The sequence below is a fragment of the Phormidesmis sp. 146-12 genome, assembly GCF_052939495.1.
Genome location: NZ_JBJPHS010000012.1, coordinates 65,632 through 85,371 on the forward strand (window position 1 = coordinate 65,632; position 19,740 = coordinate 85,371).

The window sequence follows — 19,740 nt, forward strand, 5'->3', positions numbered from 1 at the left end:
TATTATCCACGTCCAGCCTCTATCAGCACATTCAGAACTCAATCAGTCTGCCGAGATAAAAGTGAAAAACCGTTACTGGTCGTTGTCCTCATCGGCTCGAATAAAGGAGGCTTCCTCTAACTTTTTGACCCCGCCGAGCGTCAGTAGGGTGAGAACCGTTCCACTGATTGCAAGCTGCCACCAGCCACAGCCCGACACGATACCCAGAGCAGCCGTCACCCAGATCGAAGCGGCCGAAGTCAGCCCCTTAACCGTGGGACTGGAGCGATCTTGCCGAGACAGATGCAAAATTTCGCCTGCACCCAAAAAGCCAACCCCCGTCGCGACCCCCTGAATGACGCGGCTCACCCCATCTGCCGACATCGAAAACCCCGCCGGAATCAACGTAAACAGCGCCGCTCCTAGACTGACGAGCATGTGAGTTCGGAGTCCAGCCGATTTGCGATTTCGTTGACGGTTCCAGCCGATCGCTCCGCCCAAAAGCAGCGCCAATCCCAGTCGCAAAAGAATCGTTTGCCAGTCATCAGAACGAATTAGATAAGAAGCCATCGATCGTTTTCACTCAACTTGTGGAACATTCAAAAGGAATTGCATTATAAGGGGCCGCTTAAACAAGGTAGGTTACTCGTCATCTTTCTCAAGACAGACCCGTTATCTTTCTAAAGACAGAGGTGAGGTTAAAAGGCTAGAGCAAGCTATCAGGAATCCTCACAAGAAACTCACAAGTTTCTAATAGATTGCTAATCAAGAAGTTTCTCGTCAACTCAACTTTTTAGGGTCGCAAATCCAAAACTTCTACGCTTTGTGACCTACTTTACAAAATTGATTAGTTTACCACCCAAAAGATGGGGGAATTCCCGCTTGTTGCTGATCCCCGGACTCGGCTAAGGTGAATGTGAGGACTGAAAGACGGTTTTACAAAGTGTATTGTCCGATTCATTCTTTAACAAAAGTTAGGTTAAAAATCATGGCTGAATGTCCTTGCTGCGCTGAGAAATTATTACGCCATGTTCGACAAGGTGGAGTGTATTGGTTTTGTACCCACTGTTGGCAAGAAATGCCTGATTTAGCCTCTCAGGTGCTCGATCGTGAGCATCAACAGCTTGTCAAGCAAAGAAAATCGCAAGTGCTGGTTGGGAAGTAGGCAAGCTCGTAGCATTCCATTAAGCGACAGGGCCAGTGCCTTCCCTTTCTGCAACCGAATGCAGAGGCAAACTGACTCGAATTGTGGTTCCAACGCCTTCCTGACTAGAGACCGAAATTAGTCCTCTATGCACCTCGATCGACTGCTTGACGATCGCCAACCCCAGACCATTGCCCGAAATGGTGCCCACATTCATACCGCGATGAAACGGCTCAAACAATCTAGCCTGATCCTCTACTGAAATGCCGATCCCCTGGTCTTGCACTTCAAAAATTGCCTGATTAGATTCACAGGTTAAGCGACAGACGATCGAGGAGCCAGAGGGCGAGTATTTGATGGCATTGGAGAGCAGATTGCTAAAAATTTGTCGCAGCAGCTTTTCGTCCATGTGGGCAGGGATAGCGTTTAGTTTGATAGCGTCGTCTAGTTTGCCAGAGGACTGCACCTCCAAAATCAATTTGTGGTCTTGTTGATCATTAAGCTGCATCTCATCAAGCAAGCGCTGACAGAAGGCAAGAAGGTCGATCGGGGCAGGTTCAAAGTTTAGCTTTTTAGCTTCGGCGCGTTCGATCACGAGAATGTCACTCAGCAGATTGTTCATATTCAGTGCGGCATTTTGAATGCGTTGGATATGTTCGATCTGTTTGTCGGGTGTCCAGTCGCCTGCATAAAATTCCAGCAGATCGGCTGACGAGAGAATCGTACTCAGAGGCGTGCGAAATTCGTGGGAGGCGGTTGAGACAAAGCGCGATTTTAATTCGCTCAGTTCTCGTTCGGTTTCCAAGGCTTTGCAGATTTCGACCTCGGCCTGCTTGCGATCGGTAATGTCAATACAAGAGCCAATGTGTCCGCCAAAACTGCCATCCGGCATAAATCGAGGAACACCCCGGTCAATCACCCAGCGATAGTCTCCATCGGCCCGTCGCAGTCGATATTCGATTTCAAAACTGGTGCGATGCTTCGACGCTTCCTGATAGGTGGACTCACAATAGGGGCGATCGATTGGATGAACGGCATCAAAGAAACTCCCGTCTTCGGGGTGGCGCGTGTGCCCCATAAACTCCAACAAACTCTCATTGCAAAACACAAATTCTCCCGTAGAGTCAATCATCCAAAGCAACACGGGAGCGCTATTTGCCATCGTCCGAAACCGTTCTTCACTTTCGCGCAGGGCTTGCAGCAATTGACTTTGAGTTAGAGCAATCTCGACCTGATTAGACAACTGCTGCAACAATTCGATCTCAAAACTCGACCACTGACGCGGACTGCCCTGATGAGCCACCAACAGCCCCCAAATCGAATCTTGCTGCACGATCGGCACGACTAATCTGGCTCTCACCTTGACCGATCGCAAAAAATCTGAGGTCGGCGACGCTTCTTGCTCAATGTCTTCTACCGCTTGCACCACGCTACGGTAGTCGGTTTGAGGATGTCCGGGTAGTAAAAGTTCAGTCTTATAAGTGCCGCCGATTAGAGAATGCCAGCCAGGGCTGACGGCTTCGTGAGTGACGGTGCCCGTCCCGTCGGGTGAGAGACGATTGATCAGCACACGATCGGCTTGCAGCAGATTTCTCACCTCAGTAACCGTCGTTTGAAGAATTTCTTCTAAATGCAGAGATTGCCGAATTTTGAGGGTTACATCCGCAAAGAGTTGCGATCGCAGGTTTTGACGCTGAAGTGCTTCTTCGGTCTTTTTGCGCTGAGTGACATCTCGCTGCAAGCCGACCCAGTAGGTGTACTGCCCGATTTGATCGGTCACCGGAAACATGCTCAACTCCACCCACACCTCAGAGCCGTCTTTGTGATAGTTAACCAGTTCGACGAGACTCGGCTCCCACTTTTTGAGGGCAGTCCGAATCTGCTGGAGAATGCCCCAATCGGTGTTTGCCCCTTGTAAGATGCGCGGCGTTTTGCCCACCACTTGATCTGGCGCGTAGCCCATCATTCGGGTAAAGGCCTGATTGACGTAAATAATTTTGGGGCCGGGCAGTTCGACGGGTTCGGCTTCGGTAATGACGATCGCGTCGTTGGCATTGACGATCACCGATTCCAACAGTCGCAGGCGCTGTTCTTGTTGTTTGCGATCGGTAATATCTTCAGCAATTCCCGCAATCCGATACACTTTGCCCTGCTGATTTCTCACCGGAAAGGCTCTCGCCAATAGCCACCGCTCTGCGCCATCTGCTCTCGTAAAGCGATACATCACCTCCGCAGGCTTACCGCGCAGCACTTTCCGACTGGTTTTGAGGACTGAATGCAAGTCAGCTAAATGAACTCGACTCAGCCAAAAGTCAGGCGATTTGTGATAACACCCCTTGCTGCCATAGCCCAACACCTGCTCACACGCGGGACTAATGTAAATCAGCTTTTGATCTTCGACTGCATACATCCAAAAAATCTGCTGGATATTTTCTGCCAGTTGACGAAAGCGTTCTTCACTTTCCCGCAGTTCCTCTTCTGCCTGAGTGCGCTGAGTGATGTTTTGCACCAGTGAGAGAATGGAAATCAATTCGCCTGACTCGTCAAACAACACCGAGTTATACCATTCACAATGCACGATCGCTCCCGTTTGAGTAAAGTTGCGATGATAGCTGACATTGCGCGTGGCTTCTCCGTTGAGCAGGGCGGCGATCGTCTGATCCACCGTCTCCATATCTTCAGGAACGACAAAGCTCCAACTGCCAAACTGCCGACCCAGTACTTCTTCGACCTCCCAGCCAAAGAGCGTTTCGGCTTCTCGTGACCAGCGCGTGACTTTGAGGCTACGATCCCACTCGACCACGGCCAGCGGAGAGTTGGCTACATGAAAGGTCAGACGCTGCATGGCTTCTCGCAGGGCTTCTTGAGCCTGATCGCGCTCGTGAATCGTCTGCACCGAATCAGTCATATTGCGAAAATAAAGCGAGACTCCGCCCTTGGATGGGTAAGCCCGCACAGAATACCACTGAGCACAGGGCGCATAGTAGTCAGTCAATTCCAGCGGAACGCCCTCCGATAGAGCGCGACGATAGAGCCGCCCAAAACTCGTCTCGCCAAACGTAGGAAACTCCTTCCAAATGACTTCGCCAATCAGATCTTCGGCAGATTTGCCCAAGGTGCGAGCGGCTTCAGGGTTGATATAGGTAAAGCGGGAGTCGCGATCGAGCGCCACAAATCCATCGGTAATACTCTGCAAAATTTGAGAAATCTGCTCTCTGGCCAGTTCTGCTTCGGCGCGGGCGGCTTGTTCTCGTGTGAGCAGTTGGGCGCGTTCTGCTTCGACCCATTTGCGGAGCGTAATGTCTGAAAAGGAGACCACCACGGCATAGGATACCCTGTCACTCGGACGAAACAACGGCTGTGAGTTGACCGAAATCCACGTCACTTGACCACTTTTGCACAGCCCCATCACCACTTCTGAGCAGGCAACTCCCGTCCGGGCGGTGATCATTCCGGGAAAGCTTTCACTGGCAAAGGGCGACAGATCTTCGTGAACGGCTTGCCAGTCAATATCCAACACATTACGCTGATACAACTCGCTGGACGATCGCTGCAAAATCCTCTCAGCGCTGGCGTTACAGGTTTGAATCGTGCCATCTGCATTGAGCACCATCACCCCCTCATGCATCGCGGCCACAATCGATCGATAGCATTCTTCACTAGCGCGAAAGGACTCCTGGGCCCATTTGCGACGCATCACTTCGGCTTGAAGTTGGGCACCCCCTTGCGGGTAACTCGAAGCAGTCGCGCTTTCTGGTCGGGTAAGCTGCACCAGGGGCGAACAACCTTCACGACAGGCGGCTAGCTTGAGGTCAGTCAGGTCTCGTCCGATCGCCTGAAACTCAACCACATTCCCCTGCAAATCTCGAATCGCGCGACTTGTCCATCGGTGCCAACGGGTTTGCCCATCCATCATCTGACACTGCTCATAGCCGTCGATCGCCTCCCCCGTCACAACAACGCTGCGCTGAGATTGACAATCCGTTTGAGCGACCAAATTGAAAAAGTTATCCCCCAAAAGGGACGATCGACACCGACCAAAATAGCGACAGCAGGCTTCATTCATATCAACCAGCGTGCCATTTGGAAGAAAGCGGCAGACGACATCAGCCTGGTCTTCGACGATCGCTGCATACCGCGCTTGACTCAGGTGCAGCACTAACTGCAAATCAGAAGGTGTTTTTGGCTGGCAAGGCTTACCATTGAGCGGAAAAGGGGCTACTTTAGGCAAGGCATCGTCTCTCTCCTGCAACTGTGCCTGAAGCGCTCTTACCAGATCTTCTAATTCAGCATTGCGTCGCCGTAACCTGATTTGCTCTTCTTCCCGCATGGTGAGTGAGTTACGTTCTAGGTTGATTGTTTGCTCAAACAAGTCTGCATTTCCGCTCATCCCTCATCCCTCACCCCTCATCCTTCGATCCCTCATCCCTCATCCTCCGATAAGGAAGCTCCACGACAAACGTTGTCCAACCGTCTCTACTTTTGACATCGATCGTCCCCTGGAGTTGATCGATCAGCTTTTTGACCAGTGCCAACCCCAGACCTGTACCGCCTTGAGGCCAGCGATCGCACCCGACTCCTCGATAAAATTTGTCAAAAATTCGGGGCAGATCTGCTTGAGGAATCTCCGCCTGATTGACGACCAAAAACCGCAGCATCGCACATCGACTATGAAGGTTAGACTCGCACACCTTAAACAAAATTTCACCGCTACTGGGTGTGTACTTACAGGCATTGTTGAGAAGCTCGATAAAGATGCGTTGGAGGCCTACGCTGTCATACAGAATCGTCGGCAAGTGGACAGGCAGGTCTACCTTAAAGGTTTGCTGGCGATCGCGAGTGCGAATCTGAAACGACTGAATGATTTTGTTAAGCTGTTCTCGCAGGTCGATCGGTTCTGGGGTAGCCAGCGCTTCTCCGGATTCGAGCTGATAGAGATCTAAAAGATTTTGAATGAGCGCATCACATTGGTCACAGGCTGATAGGGCAATTTCGGTATATTGTTTGCGGTTGTCTGGCACCGATTCGATTAGCTGCAAAGCGACTTTAATGGTCGTCAAAGGGGCCCGCATATCGTGAGTGATGGTGCTGACAAGATCGTCTTTTTGGTGGTTGAGTTCTTGAAGCTCCAGGACTTTTTTTTGAATTTGAGATTGGGCACTGTGACGCTTGAGTCGAGCGGCGATCGTTTCTAACAAGTCCATCCGCCGAAACGGTTTGGTCAGATAGTCATCAGCTCCCAGATTCATGCCCTGACGAATTTCCGCGCGATCGGCTCTAGCGGTTAGAAAGATAAACGGAATCATTGACGTTGAGGGGTCTTGACGCAGTTCTTCTAATACGCCGTAGCCGTCAAAATCTGGCATCTTGATATCACAAATGATCAGATCGGGAGACGTTTCTTTAGCCATCTGAATGCCGACAAATCCATTTTCAGCATTAATCGAGTCGAAACCACCAGAGGCTAATATTTCAACAATATTTAACCGAACGTCTTTTTCATCTTCGATCACGAGTATCCTCATTTGATCGCCTCACTTTCCTGATTTAGCAGTTCTGGCGATCTGGAGAAAGACAAAGACTGGGGCAAGGAGTACATTCCCAAAAAGAGGAGAAGAGTGGTGTGAAACACGATCGAGCACGAGATGGAGACTACGAACAACGGAAGGACAATCAAAACGGTTTACAGAAAGGCAGATTATGAACAGGTTGAGGCATGACAAATAGGGGAGCGATCGACAGCAAAGTTAGCCGCCGTCCTCTTACAACCCAGTCACCCTGGCTATACAACGCTGCCAAAAAAGGTATTCGGCGCAAAACAGGTTTTTAGGTGGGTCACAAAAGATCACAAAATTCTTTTGCCCCTGACTAGGTTTAGTCAAGACATCAACTCGCACCCTGGTCAAACACGTTATTAATGACTAATACTATCTGGTTTTCCTATCCAGAAACGAGCAACCCTTCAACACTAATTTTTTGATGTCAGTACAGATGTCTTTTTGTGTCTTGTTTATACCAGAGGTCTAAACTTCATTAAGAAACTAATGACTTCCCGAAACCCTATTGTCCACACTGCAAGTTCCAAAATTTTAGAAGAGAAGTTGATCAGGATTTTTATTAATCTACTTCTGGTATGCAGTAAATATCACATTCACTCTAAAGATACTTGCTAATCTAGCATAGATTCAGATTTTCTTATGGCCAGCAAAATTCATTAGCTGAAGCCGAAACTCAAGTAGGTCTATCTATGCCCTTCGTCTATCTATGCCCTTCTATGCAAAGCTCCCATACTTAACGACTACTGTTGAAACGACAACTATTTAAAAGTTCCGCTCCATAGATTTCGCTTTATTAAAGCTTGCTCCAATAGATCTTGCTCCAATAGGTCTCGCCCCAATAGATAAAGCGCCAATCCCCTTTTGCTGAGGGCTGACGCTTTACCTAAGTATTCATAGAGATTTAAGGTTAGAGCCTTTAAATGAGATGGCTCCATTTAATCTGTACTTAGAATGCCAGGATTTCATCACAATTTTGAAGGACATAATGTTTTCTTTATATTTCGTGCCTCTTGCGAATTGTGAGAAAAGATGAAGTTATATATTGAGCATTTGGGGTGATAGATGCACCGTTTGGCAAATCGAGAAGACAAGCTGCTTTTACCCTGTGCTAGGGCTTTCCGGGAGTCAGAGAAGCGCCCAAGGCTTGAGAGAGCCAGACTTCAAACGAGTGAACGGGATAGCGACGGGCGGCTTCGGTGGGGTCTACCATCGGCTTGACCAAAACAGTAAACATGCCCAAACGGTTGCCCGCTAACACGTCAGTAAAGAGACGATCGCCCACCATACCCACCTGTTCGGGAGGCAGACCCATCGCCGTTACAGCGCGTCTTAGCTTGCGGCGAGAAGGCTTCCCGGCTCCGATGATGTAGGGCAGGTTAAAGGGGGCGGCAATTCGCTTAATCCGATTTTCGCTGATGTTGTTGCTGACGAGCCAGAGCGTTGCGACCTGCTGAATGGATTCGAGCCAGGGTGACAATTCTGCACAGGCTTTGGCTGACGTAATCGGCACGAGAGTTTCATCAACATCCAGCACCAGACCTTTGAGTTGATGCTGCTGAATAATGTCGGGTGTCAGGCTCAAAATCGAGCTTTCCAAAATCAAGTCAGGTTGTAAAAGTTTGCCCCAGGACATAAAGCACAAATTAATAGAGGAATAAAGGTCAAACGGTAGAGACACTAAATCGAAATTTGGATGGCGTGCAGTCCCTGAGCTTTAAAGTTTTACCATCAGGTTTGGCAAGAAACTCTAAATCTGGAACAAAACGCAGTTTCTCAAGTTTAGCGGTTGGTGGAGTCGCAAAAACAGCCGCTTGGAGAAAGTAATGGTTCGGGGTGTAAAGCGATCGTCTCTACTCCCGCCCCTAAATTTACGTGAATTCGACGAAGTTTTTTCGCTTCGATTGAGAGCGCTTCTGCCCTTCAAGGTGCCAATTCTGGGGACTTTAAAGCACGATTTCCGGTTCAAAGTTCCTCTCGGATGGGAATGTGGAGAGCAGCCAGACTCTGAAACCGAAGCGATAAATTTCACCGAATTTACGTTAGATTCAGGCAACCAGTTGCGTTATTTCAGCTAGATTGCCCAGTTCTTCAAGCCATGAGTCAGCAGGAGCGCGTATCAATTTGCAGACTTGGCGGCTTCGGGCTTGGGTTTTTGGGCTTGCTCTGCCTCGACTCGATCGCGGATGTTGCCTTGAGCCGATTCATGTTCTGCGAGGGTGCGGCTAAAAACGTGGGTGCCATCGTAGCGGGCCACAAAATAGAGATAGTCGGTGGCTTCGGGGTCTAACGTGGCTTTGAGGCTGGCTACACCTGGGCTGGCGATCGGCGTGGGCGGCAATCCGACATTGATGTAAGTGTTGTAGGGCGATGGCGTTTTGACTTGGTTCAGGGTGAGCGGATTTTCTTTGGTTTGCTGAATGCCTAATCCATATTCGACGGTTGGATCAGATCCCAACGTCATGCCTTTTTTGAGCCGATTGGTAAACACGCCAGCAATGCGTGATCGCTCTGAGGCGACGACGGCTTCTTTTTCGACGATGCTGCCCAGAGTCACCCACTGCGCCAGAGAAAGTTGAGTTTTGCCCTGATGCTGATTGTAGACCGGGAGGGCGACTTGCTCAAAGCGATCGAGCATCTGCCCAACAATCTCTTCTGGCGTGACCGCAGATCCGACAGAAATCTGGTAGGTATCGGGATAGAGAAACCCCTCCAGATGAGGAAGATTAGTCGGCAACCACGGATACTTTCCTGTCGGCACCTGACTCGCCGCGTTGACAAAATCCTCCGCCTTAAAGAAGCCCTGCCGTTCAAAATAAGCGGCCATTTGTCGGATTGACCAGCCTTCTGGAATCGTAAAACTACGCTGGGCCACCTCACCCATCCAAATTTTGTCCGCAATCTGCTGCAAAGGCTCCGTCGTCGAGAGTTGATAGTTTCCTGCCTGAAACCCACCGTCTGGATTTCTAAACATTAGCCAGCGCGCCCAGATCTCCCAGGCCTTGGCAGACTTGATCAGCCCCGCCGCCTCTAGCTCCTGCCCAATCTGCTGCGCTGAGGTGCCCTGCGGGATTTGAATCACGACCTGCTTTTTGGCATCGGCTGGTTTCTCGATCGGCGCACTTGCCCAATCCCACCAGGCCTGCGCCCGCCACGCTGAGACACCCAGAGCCGAGCCAATCAAAAGTAGATAAAACGACCACCTGGCAATTCGTTGAACAGCTTTCATCTGATAGTTTGGGTTGAGAGTAGTGCTGGGCTGCAAAACGATCTCTTCGAGATACCCGCAAGGGGTCGCTTCAAGTTAACCCACAAAAAATCGCGTCAGCCAGAACAAATGATAAGGCTCTCTCGTCTTTAGTCAAGATTGATTAAAAGTTTTTATCAGAGAGATGGACTAAGAATGATGAACGGTGAATCGGTATCAATTCATCATCCATCATTCAGCCTCTCCCTACTCCAACTCATCAAACAGTTGGTCTTCGATCATCGGCAGCATTGGCTCGATTTTCTTTAGCTCCTCTGGTGAGAGCAAATGGGGCTGACCTGCGTCGTCCATCCTCGCCAAAATGAAAAACGGGTCAAGTGGCGCATAGATAGCGTACTCCTGCTCCTCATGGTAGAAGCTCGCCAATAGCTGCAACTCTTCCTGCTCATCCTGGGAGTCTGACTCGACCCCGGCCCACTCTTCTTCGTCTTCCACAAATTCGGGAAGGTCGCCCTCTACGGTCAACACGACGGCAGTCCGCTTGAGGGTGAGATTTTGCTCTTCTAAGACGGCTTTTGCGGTCGAGAAAACGAGGTTAAGTTCTTCGTCATCTTCGACCAAAACGGCTTCGTCTTCTTCCCCGTCTTCCTGCCAGGCAAAGATTTCGACCGGGGAATCAACGGGGAGCAACAGGACATACTCCTGTTCTTCGACTTCCAGGGAATGCTCAATGTAGCAAGTGAGGGTCAGCCCCGCCTCGTCTGTCAAAGTGACTGTGGGAGCATCCATATCAATGCTGTCTTCATCCATTGGACTCTCTCTATCTCGGTTCGATTCGGGCATTTCGTGAAACTCCTCAGCGCGCACATGGCTCTCTGAAAAGTATCTCTCAGAACGGGTACCTTCGCGAAAGGGGAGTTGGTTTTGGGGTGTGGGGTTTTGGGTGTGGGGTGTGGGGTGTGAGATCTTATCCTTCATTCCTCATCCCTCATCCCTCATCCCTCATCCCTCATCCCTTGTTCCTTCCTGAAGTCTGCGCTCATCTAACCATTGTTGCAAAATAAGGGACGCTGCTTTGCGATCGATTAGCCCCTTATTGCGAGAAGGTGAAATATTTTGGGCGTGAAGAAGCTGTTCTGCTTGGTAGCTGGTCAATCGCTCATCGACGTATTCTATGGGTAGCTCTAGCGCTCTGGAGAGTGCTCTGGCAAATTTTTGGGTTTGTTTTGCCTGAAAGCCGATCGAGCCGTCCATTGAGTAGGGCAAGCCAATCACGAGAATTTGCACGCGCCGTTCTTGAATCAGACATTTTAGCTCGGCAACCACTTGATCAAAGGATTTGCGCTCGATCGTCATCAGCCCCGTGGCGATCAAGCCTGTTCCATCACAGCCAGCCACACCGATGCGCTTCCGACCTAAATCTAGACCCAGAGCGGAAACGAACGGCATGGTCTATCCCTCAAACAGATGAATTAACAGCAGGGGTCTTCTCGTTGAGGTTCGCTTTGAGAGGCGAGATTGACCAAATCTTGAACGGTACTGTTGGGGGTATCTGGCGCAGAGACTTTGGGCGAGTTGTCTGGCTTGAGGTCTGGCGGAGTCTGCTTGGTGGAGTTGAGGATTGAAATTCGTCCCGGAACGGGCTTACGAGAAGGCTGTAGTCCTTGAAGCACGTCGGCAAGCTGCAATCCTTCTAAAGCGCCTGGTTTGGCTTCTCGAAGTTTGTGCCAGACCGATCGCGACATCACCAACGTGTGGGCGATGCGATCGGCTCCAATCCGCTCCAGATATTCTTCTCGTTCTGGCTGGTAGTCTGAGGAGGCGAGGTGCAGAGATTGAGCGGGCACTTCTTGGGTAATGCGGGCCATCTGAGACATCAGCTCAGGATAGAGCCAGGTGTAAGCGGGGTTGACGGTCAGTTGGGCGGTGTGGGGCTGAGACCCGTCGCGGCAAAGACGAATTTGAAAGTAACCGATCGCCGCTTTGCGCTGAGGCTCAAAAACATACCCACTGACGGATTCAGATTGGGTGAGCCACTGTTTGGCCCATTCGGTCAGAGAGCCAAACAAGCTGGTTTTAAAGTCTTGAGTGTGGCGATCGTAAACCTGGCGCACGAGAGGTGGCATGGCCATTGTGTCAAGCTGATAAAGCAACTGAGCGTCTGCATTACTAACAGGCAGCAGATTAGGCAGATCGGGTTCTCGCTCAGACAAATCTTGCAGCAGTTTGGGGGAAATCTCCCAGTAGGTCATCTGGGCCAGCGATTGGAACCCATTTTTGCGGTAAAGGGCCAGCCCTGATTTGTCGCTGACATCGATTTCTAAAATCCAGGTGCGGGCTTGCCAGATGGTTTCGAGGCAGTAGCGCAGCAGCAGGGAACCCACGTCACTCGTCGTCAGCAGCGTGGTTGATTGGGGCGTTTCTTCAGATTCATCGGTTTGGCTGGGCGCATTTAGCATCACGGCATCGACGGCCACGCGATCGACTCTCCAGGTGCTGCGAGTCCGATTAAACGGGGACACCTGAATCATGCCCTGAATTTTTTGGTTCAGTTCGGCAACGTTGACTGAGACGGCATCCTGTAGGGGATTGGGGAACAGGCTGAGAAACTTGAGAATGCCATACCAGCGGCGAATTGAGACGGGCTTTTCTCGCACCATCGAGCAATTAGGGCTTTCTGCTTCTACAGCTTCTATACTGAGCCGATCGACGGCCTCCAGGTCACGATACTGAAGTGGACGAATCACGACATTTGGGGTTTGAGAAAACGCTCGAATCATGGTGGTAAAGCGGCTATTCACCCTCTCAGGTTAGGAGTTTGGCGATCGAACTGGGTCAGTCTTGAGAAAGATTCGGATTGAGCCAGAAGGATTCTAGAAAGAACTGATCGAATCCGGTTTGCTGGAGCTGTTTAGCAGCGACTCAGTAGGGCGGATCAGCACCACAGGGGTTTGCTCATCGGCGTTCCCGGCGGGGTTGGTGATCAGGGCTTGTCTGAGCAGGTTGGTTGACAAATCAGAAGTCGCTGCCAATATCTTAACTGCTTTTAAGTCGTTCACGTCTACGATCGCCGCAGAGAGTCCGGTTTCTCGCTGAATTTCATCGACGATCGCTTGGGGATTTTGGGGCCCTAATACAATGAACTGATCGTAAGGCGGCAGCGTGCCCGTGACATCATCAATCAGACGGGCCTGTTCTCCAGCGAGTCGATAGAAGAAGCCTGGTTGACCAAAAACCTTGCCGATCGCGCCCGCTAAAAAGGCGATAAAAACCCGTTCTGCACCGACCAGATCGATGAGAGTTTGAAGCCCGCAGGCTGTGGCCAAACTGGAAGTTGGCATGAACAAATAGCACAACCGTTTTGCCAGCCATCCGGGTTTGACGGTACTGGGGTGATGAAAGCGGCCTTGCATGATGGCGATCGGCGTTTCGCCAATGGTGACAATATCTCCCGATTGGGCGTGGGGCGTGACATAGCGACGAACGATCGCAACGGGATTGTCTAACTCAGTGAGTAAATGGGTACGAATCGGCAACACGTCGGCACTAGCCGCAGGTCGCCAGCGTTTGGAGTCTTCGACATTGGGAAAGGTCAAGGGCACAATTACATGGCGCGTTTTGGGAATCCGACCTTGTGGCCCATAGGTGACATAGTGAACTTGAATCCAGGCGACTTTGAGGTGAGTCAGGTCGGCTCCTTGCAGGTCGATCGTGATCCCGATCGGGTCTGGTTTGCCAATTTTGACGATGTGCCCTTCCCAATATCCGTCGGCTCGTGCATCTCGGAAGCGAGGAGTGACTTGGGTTTGGGTAGTAATGCCTTCTAGACTGGCAGACGAGAGCAAGCGAACCTCAACCCGCAGTTCGGGCACCATCACTTCTAATCGCTGTGTGAGATTACGGAATTCTAATTCTCCGACGATCACATACTGCTGCGGCTCATAAACCTCAAATTCCCACTTACCAGAGGTTAATTCCAGCTTATTGCCTGCCCGATTTCGATATTGAAGGTCGAGGGCAACCAGAATCAGCGCAATTAGCCCGATCGCACCCACGATGATGCCGATTAAAACGTCGATAGTTCCCACAATCTCTGATCTGAATAACTCTTTCACAAAGTCTAGAGTAGTGTGGCAACAATGCAGCGATCGGGCAAGAGAGTTTTGGATTCTATCCTCCTCACCCCTCACTCCTGACTCCTCACTCCTCACTGTTGGCTGAGAACTTCGTCATCCGTAGAGAAATCGATCGTCGCCTGATCGCGTCCAGAAGCCAAATAATCGTTCTCAAAAGAGTCTTTTAAGCCCGACAGCAGATCATATTGAGGTTGCCAGTTGAGATCTTGCATCGCTTTGTGAATGTCTGCGAAGAAGTGCTGAGTCCGCATCGGGAAGGCTTTACGCTTGCCAAAATCAAATTGTTTTGCGTCGTAGTGGACAATTTTGAGGGCAGCGGGATCTTTTCCAGCAGCGGCGGCACACGTACGCGCCAATCCGTCAAAGGTGACAAAACGATCGCCTGAGACGTTATAGATTTGCCCGATCGCTGGCGCGTTTCCTAGGACATTTGCCATCGCTTGCGCCAGATCTTGCACATGCCCAAATTGGGTGAAATGCTGACCGTGACTGGGAATGGGAACGGGACGATCGCGAACAATTCGGTCAAAAAACCAGGCTTCTAGATCGTTGTAGTTCTGCGGGCCATATATATAAGTAGGACGGATGGATGTGAAGGGCAGTTTTTGGGCAGCCAGATAGGTTTCGGTGTCATGTTTGCCCTTGTGCCGACTTTTGGGATCGACGGGATCGCTCTCAAAATGAGGCATTTGGTCTGATTTGAGGTACACGCCCGCCGAACTCATGTAAACAAAATGCTCAATTCGTCCTTGAAAAATCTCGGCTAACGGCTGGGTGTCGCTCAGTTCGCGTCCATTGTTGTCAAAAACTGCGTCGAATTCTTTGCCCGTCAGCTTTTCTTTGAGGTCAGCCGGATTGGTACGATCGCCCAAAATTTGCTCTACCGCAGCGGGAACGGGCTTATTGCCTCGATTAAACAGCGTGACTTCGTGCCCTTGCTCCAACAATATTCGAGTCAGATAGACCCCGATGAATCGAGTCCCGCCCATGATGAGAATCCGCATACCGACTGCTCCAACGATCGACAACTTTTCATCTTAAAGCGATTGGGCGATCGGACGGAGATCTGCTGTTGCAACGTTCAGCTTTTCTAACGATCCTGGGACAGTGATTTGAGAAGGGGCTGAGGTACAAAACTTAACTTCAAAAATGCTGTTAATTTTTGTATTGCTCAACCACATCCCGCTTAATTTTCGGATAGTCTGTCAATCGATTAAGCGAGATAACTCGTCCGATGACTAGTCCTCATATTCAATTCTTTGCAGTAGTTTTTTGGTTCTGGGGTTATACATGCCTAGATTGGTGATGGCTAAACTTTGAGTGTAAGTCCAGGGAAACTGTTGAGCAAAGAAATCCTCAAACTTTTTGGCTTGCTGAAACACATGCTTGAGTCTGCGATTTTTTCTAGCTACATTGCGCCAAAATTCTCCAGTATTCTTAAAGAATTTCAGTTCAATCACCAGAAAGTTGTAAGCCTCATTCATCAAAATCAGGTCGCCTCGATGCGTTTCAATGATCTTCTTTTCAACGTTGTAAGGACGAATCAGCCACTCGTAGCCAACGACATAGCGATACTCATTGATCAGGTGCATTTTGTCCTGATTTTCTAACACGGTTCTCAGCAGATTTAGCTCGTCGCCATCGTAAGAATTTTTGTGGATCAATTCTCTGAGATGGGCTGACAGATCTTTGATTTTTTCGAGTCCAGAAATGATCAGTTTATGAATATCTTCACCCAGCGCAGGCTCCGATTCTCTCAACTGAATGAGTACACCAATGTGGTCGAGGCGATCGAGAAAGTCACCCGCATTTTCTTGAAACTGAATCGAGTTAGACAGTAGCCGTTGGTAAATTTTTTGAATGGAAAAATCGGGTGTCATCATGACTCCTTGTGGATTTGAGGTCGAGTAGAACCCAAAAAACTAGCCACCCTGCACAGTTAATAAAAATGGGGCGGCTAAAAGGAATGATAAGATTACCTTTTAGCCCCCTGACTGCTCATGGTCAGATAGGGGGTTAGCTGCTCATTGCTGTTGCCTCAGCTTTGAGCGGCGACTAGTGATGTAGGTAGGCCAACGGGTTCGGACTGCTCCGATGAATTAGCTTAATGTGGAAGAATACACGGATCGACGGGCCGAGTCAAGTAAATTTTATTTCCCGATGCAGAATCGGCTGAAGATGCGATCCAGTACAGATTCGGTGACATCTTCTCCCAAAATTTCGCCGAGCGATTGAATGGCGCTTCTCAAGTCGATCGTCCAAAAGTCAAGAGGAAGCTGATTTGCGATCGTTTCACTCACTTGTTGAAGTGCAGACTTTGCCCGCGTCAGGGCAGCCGCTTGACGTTGATTGATCGCTAAATCAAGATTAGCCGCCTGAATCTTTCCGGATTGAACTGTTTCTAAAATCGCTGCTTCTAAGTCAGGAATGCCTTGATTAAAAGCGGCCGCAGTTCTTACAATTTTTGCAACTAAAGGGAATCGCAAATCATCGATCGCTCCCCCTAGATCAATCTTGTTAAGAATTAAAATCACAGGACGATCTTTGACCTGTCGATAGATTTCTTGATCGGCTTCTGTCCATCCAATTTGAGCGTCGATCGTCAACAAAACCAGATCCGCAGACTGAGCGGCCAGGCGCGATCGTTCTACGCCAATCTTTTCCACCCGATCCTCCGTTTCTCGAATTCCCGCCGTATCGAGTACCTGAATCGGAATGCCGCCCACCACTAGCTGAGACTCCACCACATCGCGAGTCGTCCCTGGCAAATCGGTGACAATGGCGCGATCGCTGCGACTCCAGGCATTCAGCAAACTGGACTTGCCCACATTGGGACGGCCGACGATCGCCACTTTTAAGCCCGATCGCAGCAGTTCGCCCTGGTCGGCGGTGTTGAGAATCTGAGTGACATTGATGAGAACTTGGGCCAATTGGGTCTGAATTTCAGCTTGATTGAGAGGCGGCAAATCTTCCTCAAAGTCAATTCTGGCTTCGACTTCGGCGAGAATATCCAGACAGGTGAGGCGCAGTTGACGAAGGGGATGAGCGAGTTTGCCCTGGAGTCCGGCGATCGCAAATTGAGCAGCCTGCGGCGATCGGGCACCGACCAGATCAGAAATGCTCTCGGCCTGCGTTAAATCGAGTCGCCCGTTGAGAAAAGCTCGTAGCGTAAATTCTCCCGGTTGCGCTAACTTTGCGCCTTGTTCGAGACACAATTGCAACACTTGTTGAACAGCCATAATTCCACCATGACAGTGAAACTCAATGACATCTTCCCGCGTGTAAGAACGAGGCGCAAACATCAATAAAAGTAAGGCTTCATCGACCGTTTTCTGAGTGTTAGGATCGCGCACATAGCCGTAGAGAATTCGGTGACTTTCCCACGTTTGAGAACCTGGAGAATGAAAGAGAATTTTAGCGATCGTTACCGATTTTTCCCCCGACATTCGCACAATTCCCACACTTCCTTGTTCAGGAATAATGGCTGTGGCGATCGCGACAATTGTTTCTCCCATCATGCTCATTCTTGCCAATTAGAATTAATCAAACTGGTCAAAACGTGATCTTCCCACTTGCCATTAATCAGTAGGTAGTCTCTAGCATATCCTTCGACCACAAAACCAAGCCGTCTCAAAACGCTGCCGCTACGTCGATTGTGGGGCATATAATTTGCCATAATTCGATGCATATTTATGTCACGAAAAACATATTGAATTACCGTTTGTAGAGCTTCTGTCATATAGCCTTTACTTTGTTCAGATTGCGCCAAACTATAACCCAAAAAACAAGTGTAGGAAACACCATGAGTCATTTGAGTAAAATTAGCGGAACCAATGATCTGATCAGGCTGCGATCGCTTAAATAAAAACAGTCTGAGTGAGTGATCGTAGCTAAACTCAATAATACTTTTATCAATCTGCTGTGACCAAAACTCACGAGTGTAAAAGTTTCTAGGTCTGAGCGGCTCAAATGGCTCTAAAAACGCTCGATTGTCGCTGTAGTAGTTGATCACAGCAGGAATATCTCGTTGTGAAAGCAGCCGGACAATCAGCCTTGACGTTGAAAACACAGGAGGATCAATCATCATCCCTGACCCATTCTTTTTATGGAGATCTAAAGTTTTTAGCCTGAATTTGATCAACCAATTGATTAAAAGGAACCCAATTATCTTCTTCAGTAATGGACTTCCAAACGGATTCGATCGTCGGTCTGATCAAGGAGACTTCAGAATTGTAGTGAACCAATCGATTTACAATTTCTGACATCTGATCTTCAGGAAACTGATTTAAGGCTTGATGATAGGTTTGTCGCCAGCGATCGAGCAAACCAACTAACGCTTCATCAGGCATCACTACATTTTTGAAAATCGATGCGGGACGCTCTCGCCAATCTCTAGAAAATTGATGGGTTAGTTGTGAGAAAAAGTCCTGATAGTCAGCTTGAGAATCATTGAGAAATCGAACGGTTTGATACACCAACTCTTGCGCCATTTCTGACTGATCGAATCCTAACCGATAAAGCATTCTTTGTTGATAGGCTTTTTGATAATCAGCCTCAAAATTGGATGCAGCAGATTCGAGATCGGCGATCGCAACCACTTTTTGCAGCGGAGCCTGAAGCTTCTCTAAATTCCACAGACACATCCCCGGTTGATTGCCGTAGCTGTAGCGTCCACCATAGTCAAAATAAGCGGCTGTAAACTTGGGATTATAGGTTTCGATAAAGGCAAATGGCCCGTAATCAAAACTTTCTCCCGTGACCGACATATTATCGGTATTCAAAACAGCGTGACAAAATCCAGAAGCCATCCATTGTGCCGCTAGATCGGCTACTTTTTGCACCAGTTCTGCATAGAAAAGCGCGTAGCGGTCAGGTTTCTCAATCAAATGTGGATAGTAAACTTCGACCACATGGTCTAACAAGATTGAGATCAAATCTTTGCGATCGAGATAAGCCAATCGCTCAAACGTGCCAAAGCGAATGTGCGATCGACTAAAGCGAATCATCACCGACGATCGGGTAGGGGACGGCTCATCGCCCCGATAAAGAGATTCTCCCGTCTCGACCAGACTTAGACAGCGAGAAGTTCTGACTCCCAATCGATGCAGCATTTCTGCCGCCAGCACTTCTCTCACGCCGCCTTTGAGCGTTAGTCTGCCATCGCCGCCTCGCGAATAGGGCGTAGTTCCTGACCCTTTGGTGCCAAAATCGTACAGTTCGCCGTCAATTCCTCGGACTTGTCCATACAAAAAGCCGCGTCCGTCACCCAAAAAAGGATTGTATCCGCCAAACTGGTAGCCGTGATAGCGCAGCGCTAAAAAGGGTTCGCGTCCGTGAAATTCGCCAAACGCCTCCGTGAAATCCGCATCCGTAACCGATCGTGGGTCAAGCCCGATCTGTTGCAGAACGTCGTTATTGCGAAATCTGAGGATCTGTTGGGGAAACTGAGCGGCAGAGACGCGATCGAAGAAATCGTCGCCCAGATGTTCGAGGGCTGGCTCGTAATTAAGCGTCAGTAGGGGATTGGGCTGTTTTTCAGAGTCGGTAGAAGTCAAAACGAGAAGGGGCGATCGCAACGTCTTCTTCATCCTACCGAGGATACGCAGTCATGACTAAAGCATTCGTATTTTACGCAAAAGAAAGCCTTTTTGTCCGTTAGTTGCGGCGCAAACTTGGGCAAATTGACGAACGTAGGTAAGAACTACCATTTTAAGTCCA

Annotated in this window: 15 protein-coding genes; 1 reads left to right on the forward strand and 14 read right to left on the reverse strand. The window is 49.5% G+C overall.

Features of this window, described 5'->3' with window-relative positions:
• Window positions 1-72: 72 nt before the first annotated feature.
• Window positions 73-549, reverse strand: coding sequence for an MgtC/SapB family protein (locus ACKFKF_RS07985; protein WP_446867251.1), 477 nt, complete (start codon window positions 547-549; stop codon window positions 73-75).
• A gap of 418 nt (window positions 550-967) precedes the next feature.
• Between ACKFKF_RS07985 and ACKFKF_RS07990 the strand changes: the two genes are divergently transcribed.
• Window positions 968-1,144: a hypothetical protein gene (locus tag ACKFKF_RS07990; RefSeq protein WP_446857667.1), complete on the forward strand. Its 177-nt coding sequence runs from the start codon at window positions 968-970 to the stop codon at window positions 1,142-1,144.
• 19 nt (window positions 1,145-1,163) lie between these two features.
• On the opposite strand, the gene ACKFKF_RS07995 is transcribed toward ACKFKF_RS07990, so the two are convergent.
• From ACKFKF_RS07995 to ACKFKF_RS08055, 13 genes are all read right to left on the reverse strand, one after another.
• Window positions 1,164-5,513 (reverse strand): PAS domain S-box protein, encoded by a 4,350-nt coding sequence (locus tag ACKFKF_RS07995; protein ID WP_446867252.1) that lies wholly within the window; start codon window positions 5,511-5,513, stop codon window positions 1,164-1,166.
• 10 nt (window positions 5,514-5,523) lie between these two features.
• Entirely contained in the window at window positions 5,524-6,648 is a 1,125-nt protein-coding gene (locus ACKFKF_RS08000; protein ID WP_446867253.1) for a hybrid sensor histidine kinase/response regulator, read from the reverse strand.
• A gap of 1,141 nt (window positions 6,649-7,789) precedes the next feature.
• Window positions 7,790-8,314 carry a YqeG family HAD IIIA-type phosphatase gene (locus ACKFKF_RS08005; RefSeq protein ID WP_446857664.1) on the reverse strand — a complete coding sequence of 175 codons (525 nt, stop codon included), beginning with the start codon at window positions 8,312-8,314 and terminating at the stop codon, window positions 7,790-7,792.
• Window positions 8,315-8,797: 483 nt separating this feature from the next.
• Window positions 8,798-9,907 (reverse strand): endolytic transglycosylase MltG, encoded by a 1,110-nt coding sequence (gene mltG / locus ACKFKF_RS08010; protein WP_446867255.1) that lies wholly within the window; start codon window positions 9,905-9,907, stop codon window positions 8,798-8,800.
• 225 nt (window positions 9,908-10,132) lie between these two features.
• The gene (locus ACKFKF_RS08015) at window positions 10,133-10,864 is read right to left on the reverse strand and encodes a DUF3727 domain-containing protein (RefSeq protein ID WP_446867257.1); all 732 of its coding nucleotides are present in this window, start codon (window positions 10,862-10,864) and stop codon (window positions 10,133-10,135) included.
• 24 nt (window positions 10,865-10,888) lie between these two features.
• Window positions 10,889-11,335 carry a Holliday junction resolvase RuvX gene (gene ruvX, locus ACKFKF_RS08020; RefSeq protein WP_446867259.1) on the reverse strand — a complete coding sequence of 149 codons (447 nt, stop codon included), beginning with the start codon at window positions 11,333-11,335 and terminating at the stop codon, window positions 10,889-10,891.
• Window positions 11,336-11,358: 23 nt separating this feature from the next.
• Entirely contained in the window at window positions 11,359-12,687 is a 1,329-nt protein-coding gene (locus ACKFKF_RS08025) for a GNAT family N-acetyltransferase (protein ID WP_446867261.1), read from the reverse strand.
• Window positions 12,688-12,759: 72 nt separating this feature from the next.
• Window positions 12,760-13,974, reverse strand: a complete 1,215-nt coding sequence (locus ACKFKF_RS08030; RefSeq protein WP_446867263.1) for a F420-0:Gamma-glutamyl ligase — start codon at window positions 13,972-13,974, stop codon at window positions 12,760-12,762.
• A gap of 119 nt (window positions 13,975-14,093) precedes the next feature.
• Window positions 14,094-15,026 (reverse strand): NAD-dependent epimerase/dehydratase family protein, encoded by a 933-nt coding sequence (locus ACKFKF_RS08035; RefSeq protein ID WP_446867265.1) that lies wholly within the window; start codon window positions 15,024-15,026, stop codon window positions 14,094-14,096.
• Window positions 15,027-15,260: 234 nt separating this feature from the next.
• The gene (locus tag ACKFKF_RS08040) at window positions 15,261-15,902 is read right to left on the reverse strand and encodes a hypothetical protein (protein ID WP_446857657.1); all 642 of its coding nucleotides are present in this window, start codon (window positions 15,900-15,902) and stop codon (window positions 15,261-15,263) included.
• 270 nt (window positions 15,903-16,172) lie between these two features.
• A complete protein-coding gene (gene mnmE / locus ACKFKF_RS08045; protein ID WP_446867267.1) occupies window positions 16,173-17,540 on the reverse strand; it encodes a tRNA uridine-5-carboxymethylaminomethyl(34) synthesis GTPase MnmE in 1,368 nt (455 codons plus the stop codon).
• Between the two features lie 2 nt (window positions 17,541-17,542).
• Window positions 17,543-18,109: a ribosomal protein S5-alanine N-acetyltransferase gene (rimJ, locus tag ACKFKF_RS08050; protein ID WP_446867269.1), complete on the reverse strand. Its 567-nt coding sequence runs from the start codon at window positions 18,107-18,109 to the stop codon at window positions 17,543-17,545.
• Between the two features lie 16 nt (window positions 18,110-18,125).
• Window positions 18,126-19,610, reverse strand: a complete 1,485-nt coding sequence (locus tag ACKFKF_RS08055) for a protein adenylyltransferase SelO (protein ID WP_446867271.1) — start codon at window positions 19,608-19,610, stop codon at window positions 18,126-18,128.
• Window positions 19,611-19,740 lie beyond the last annotated feature (130 nt).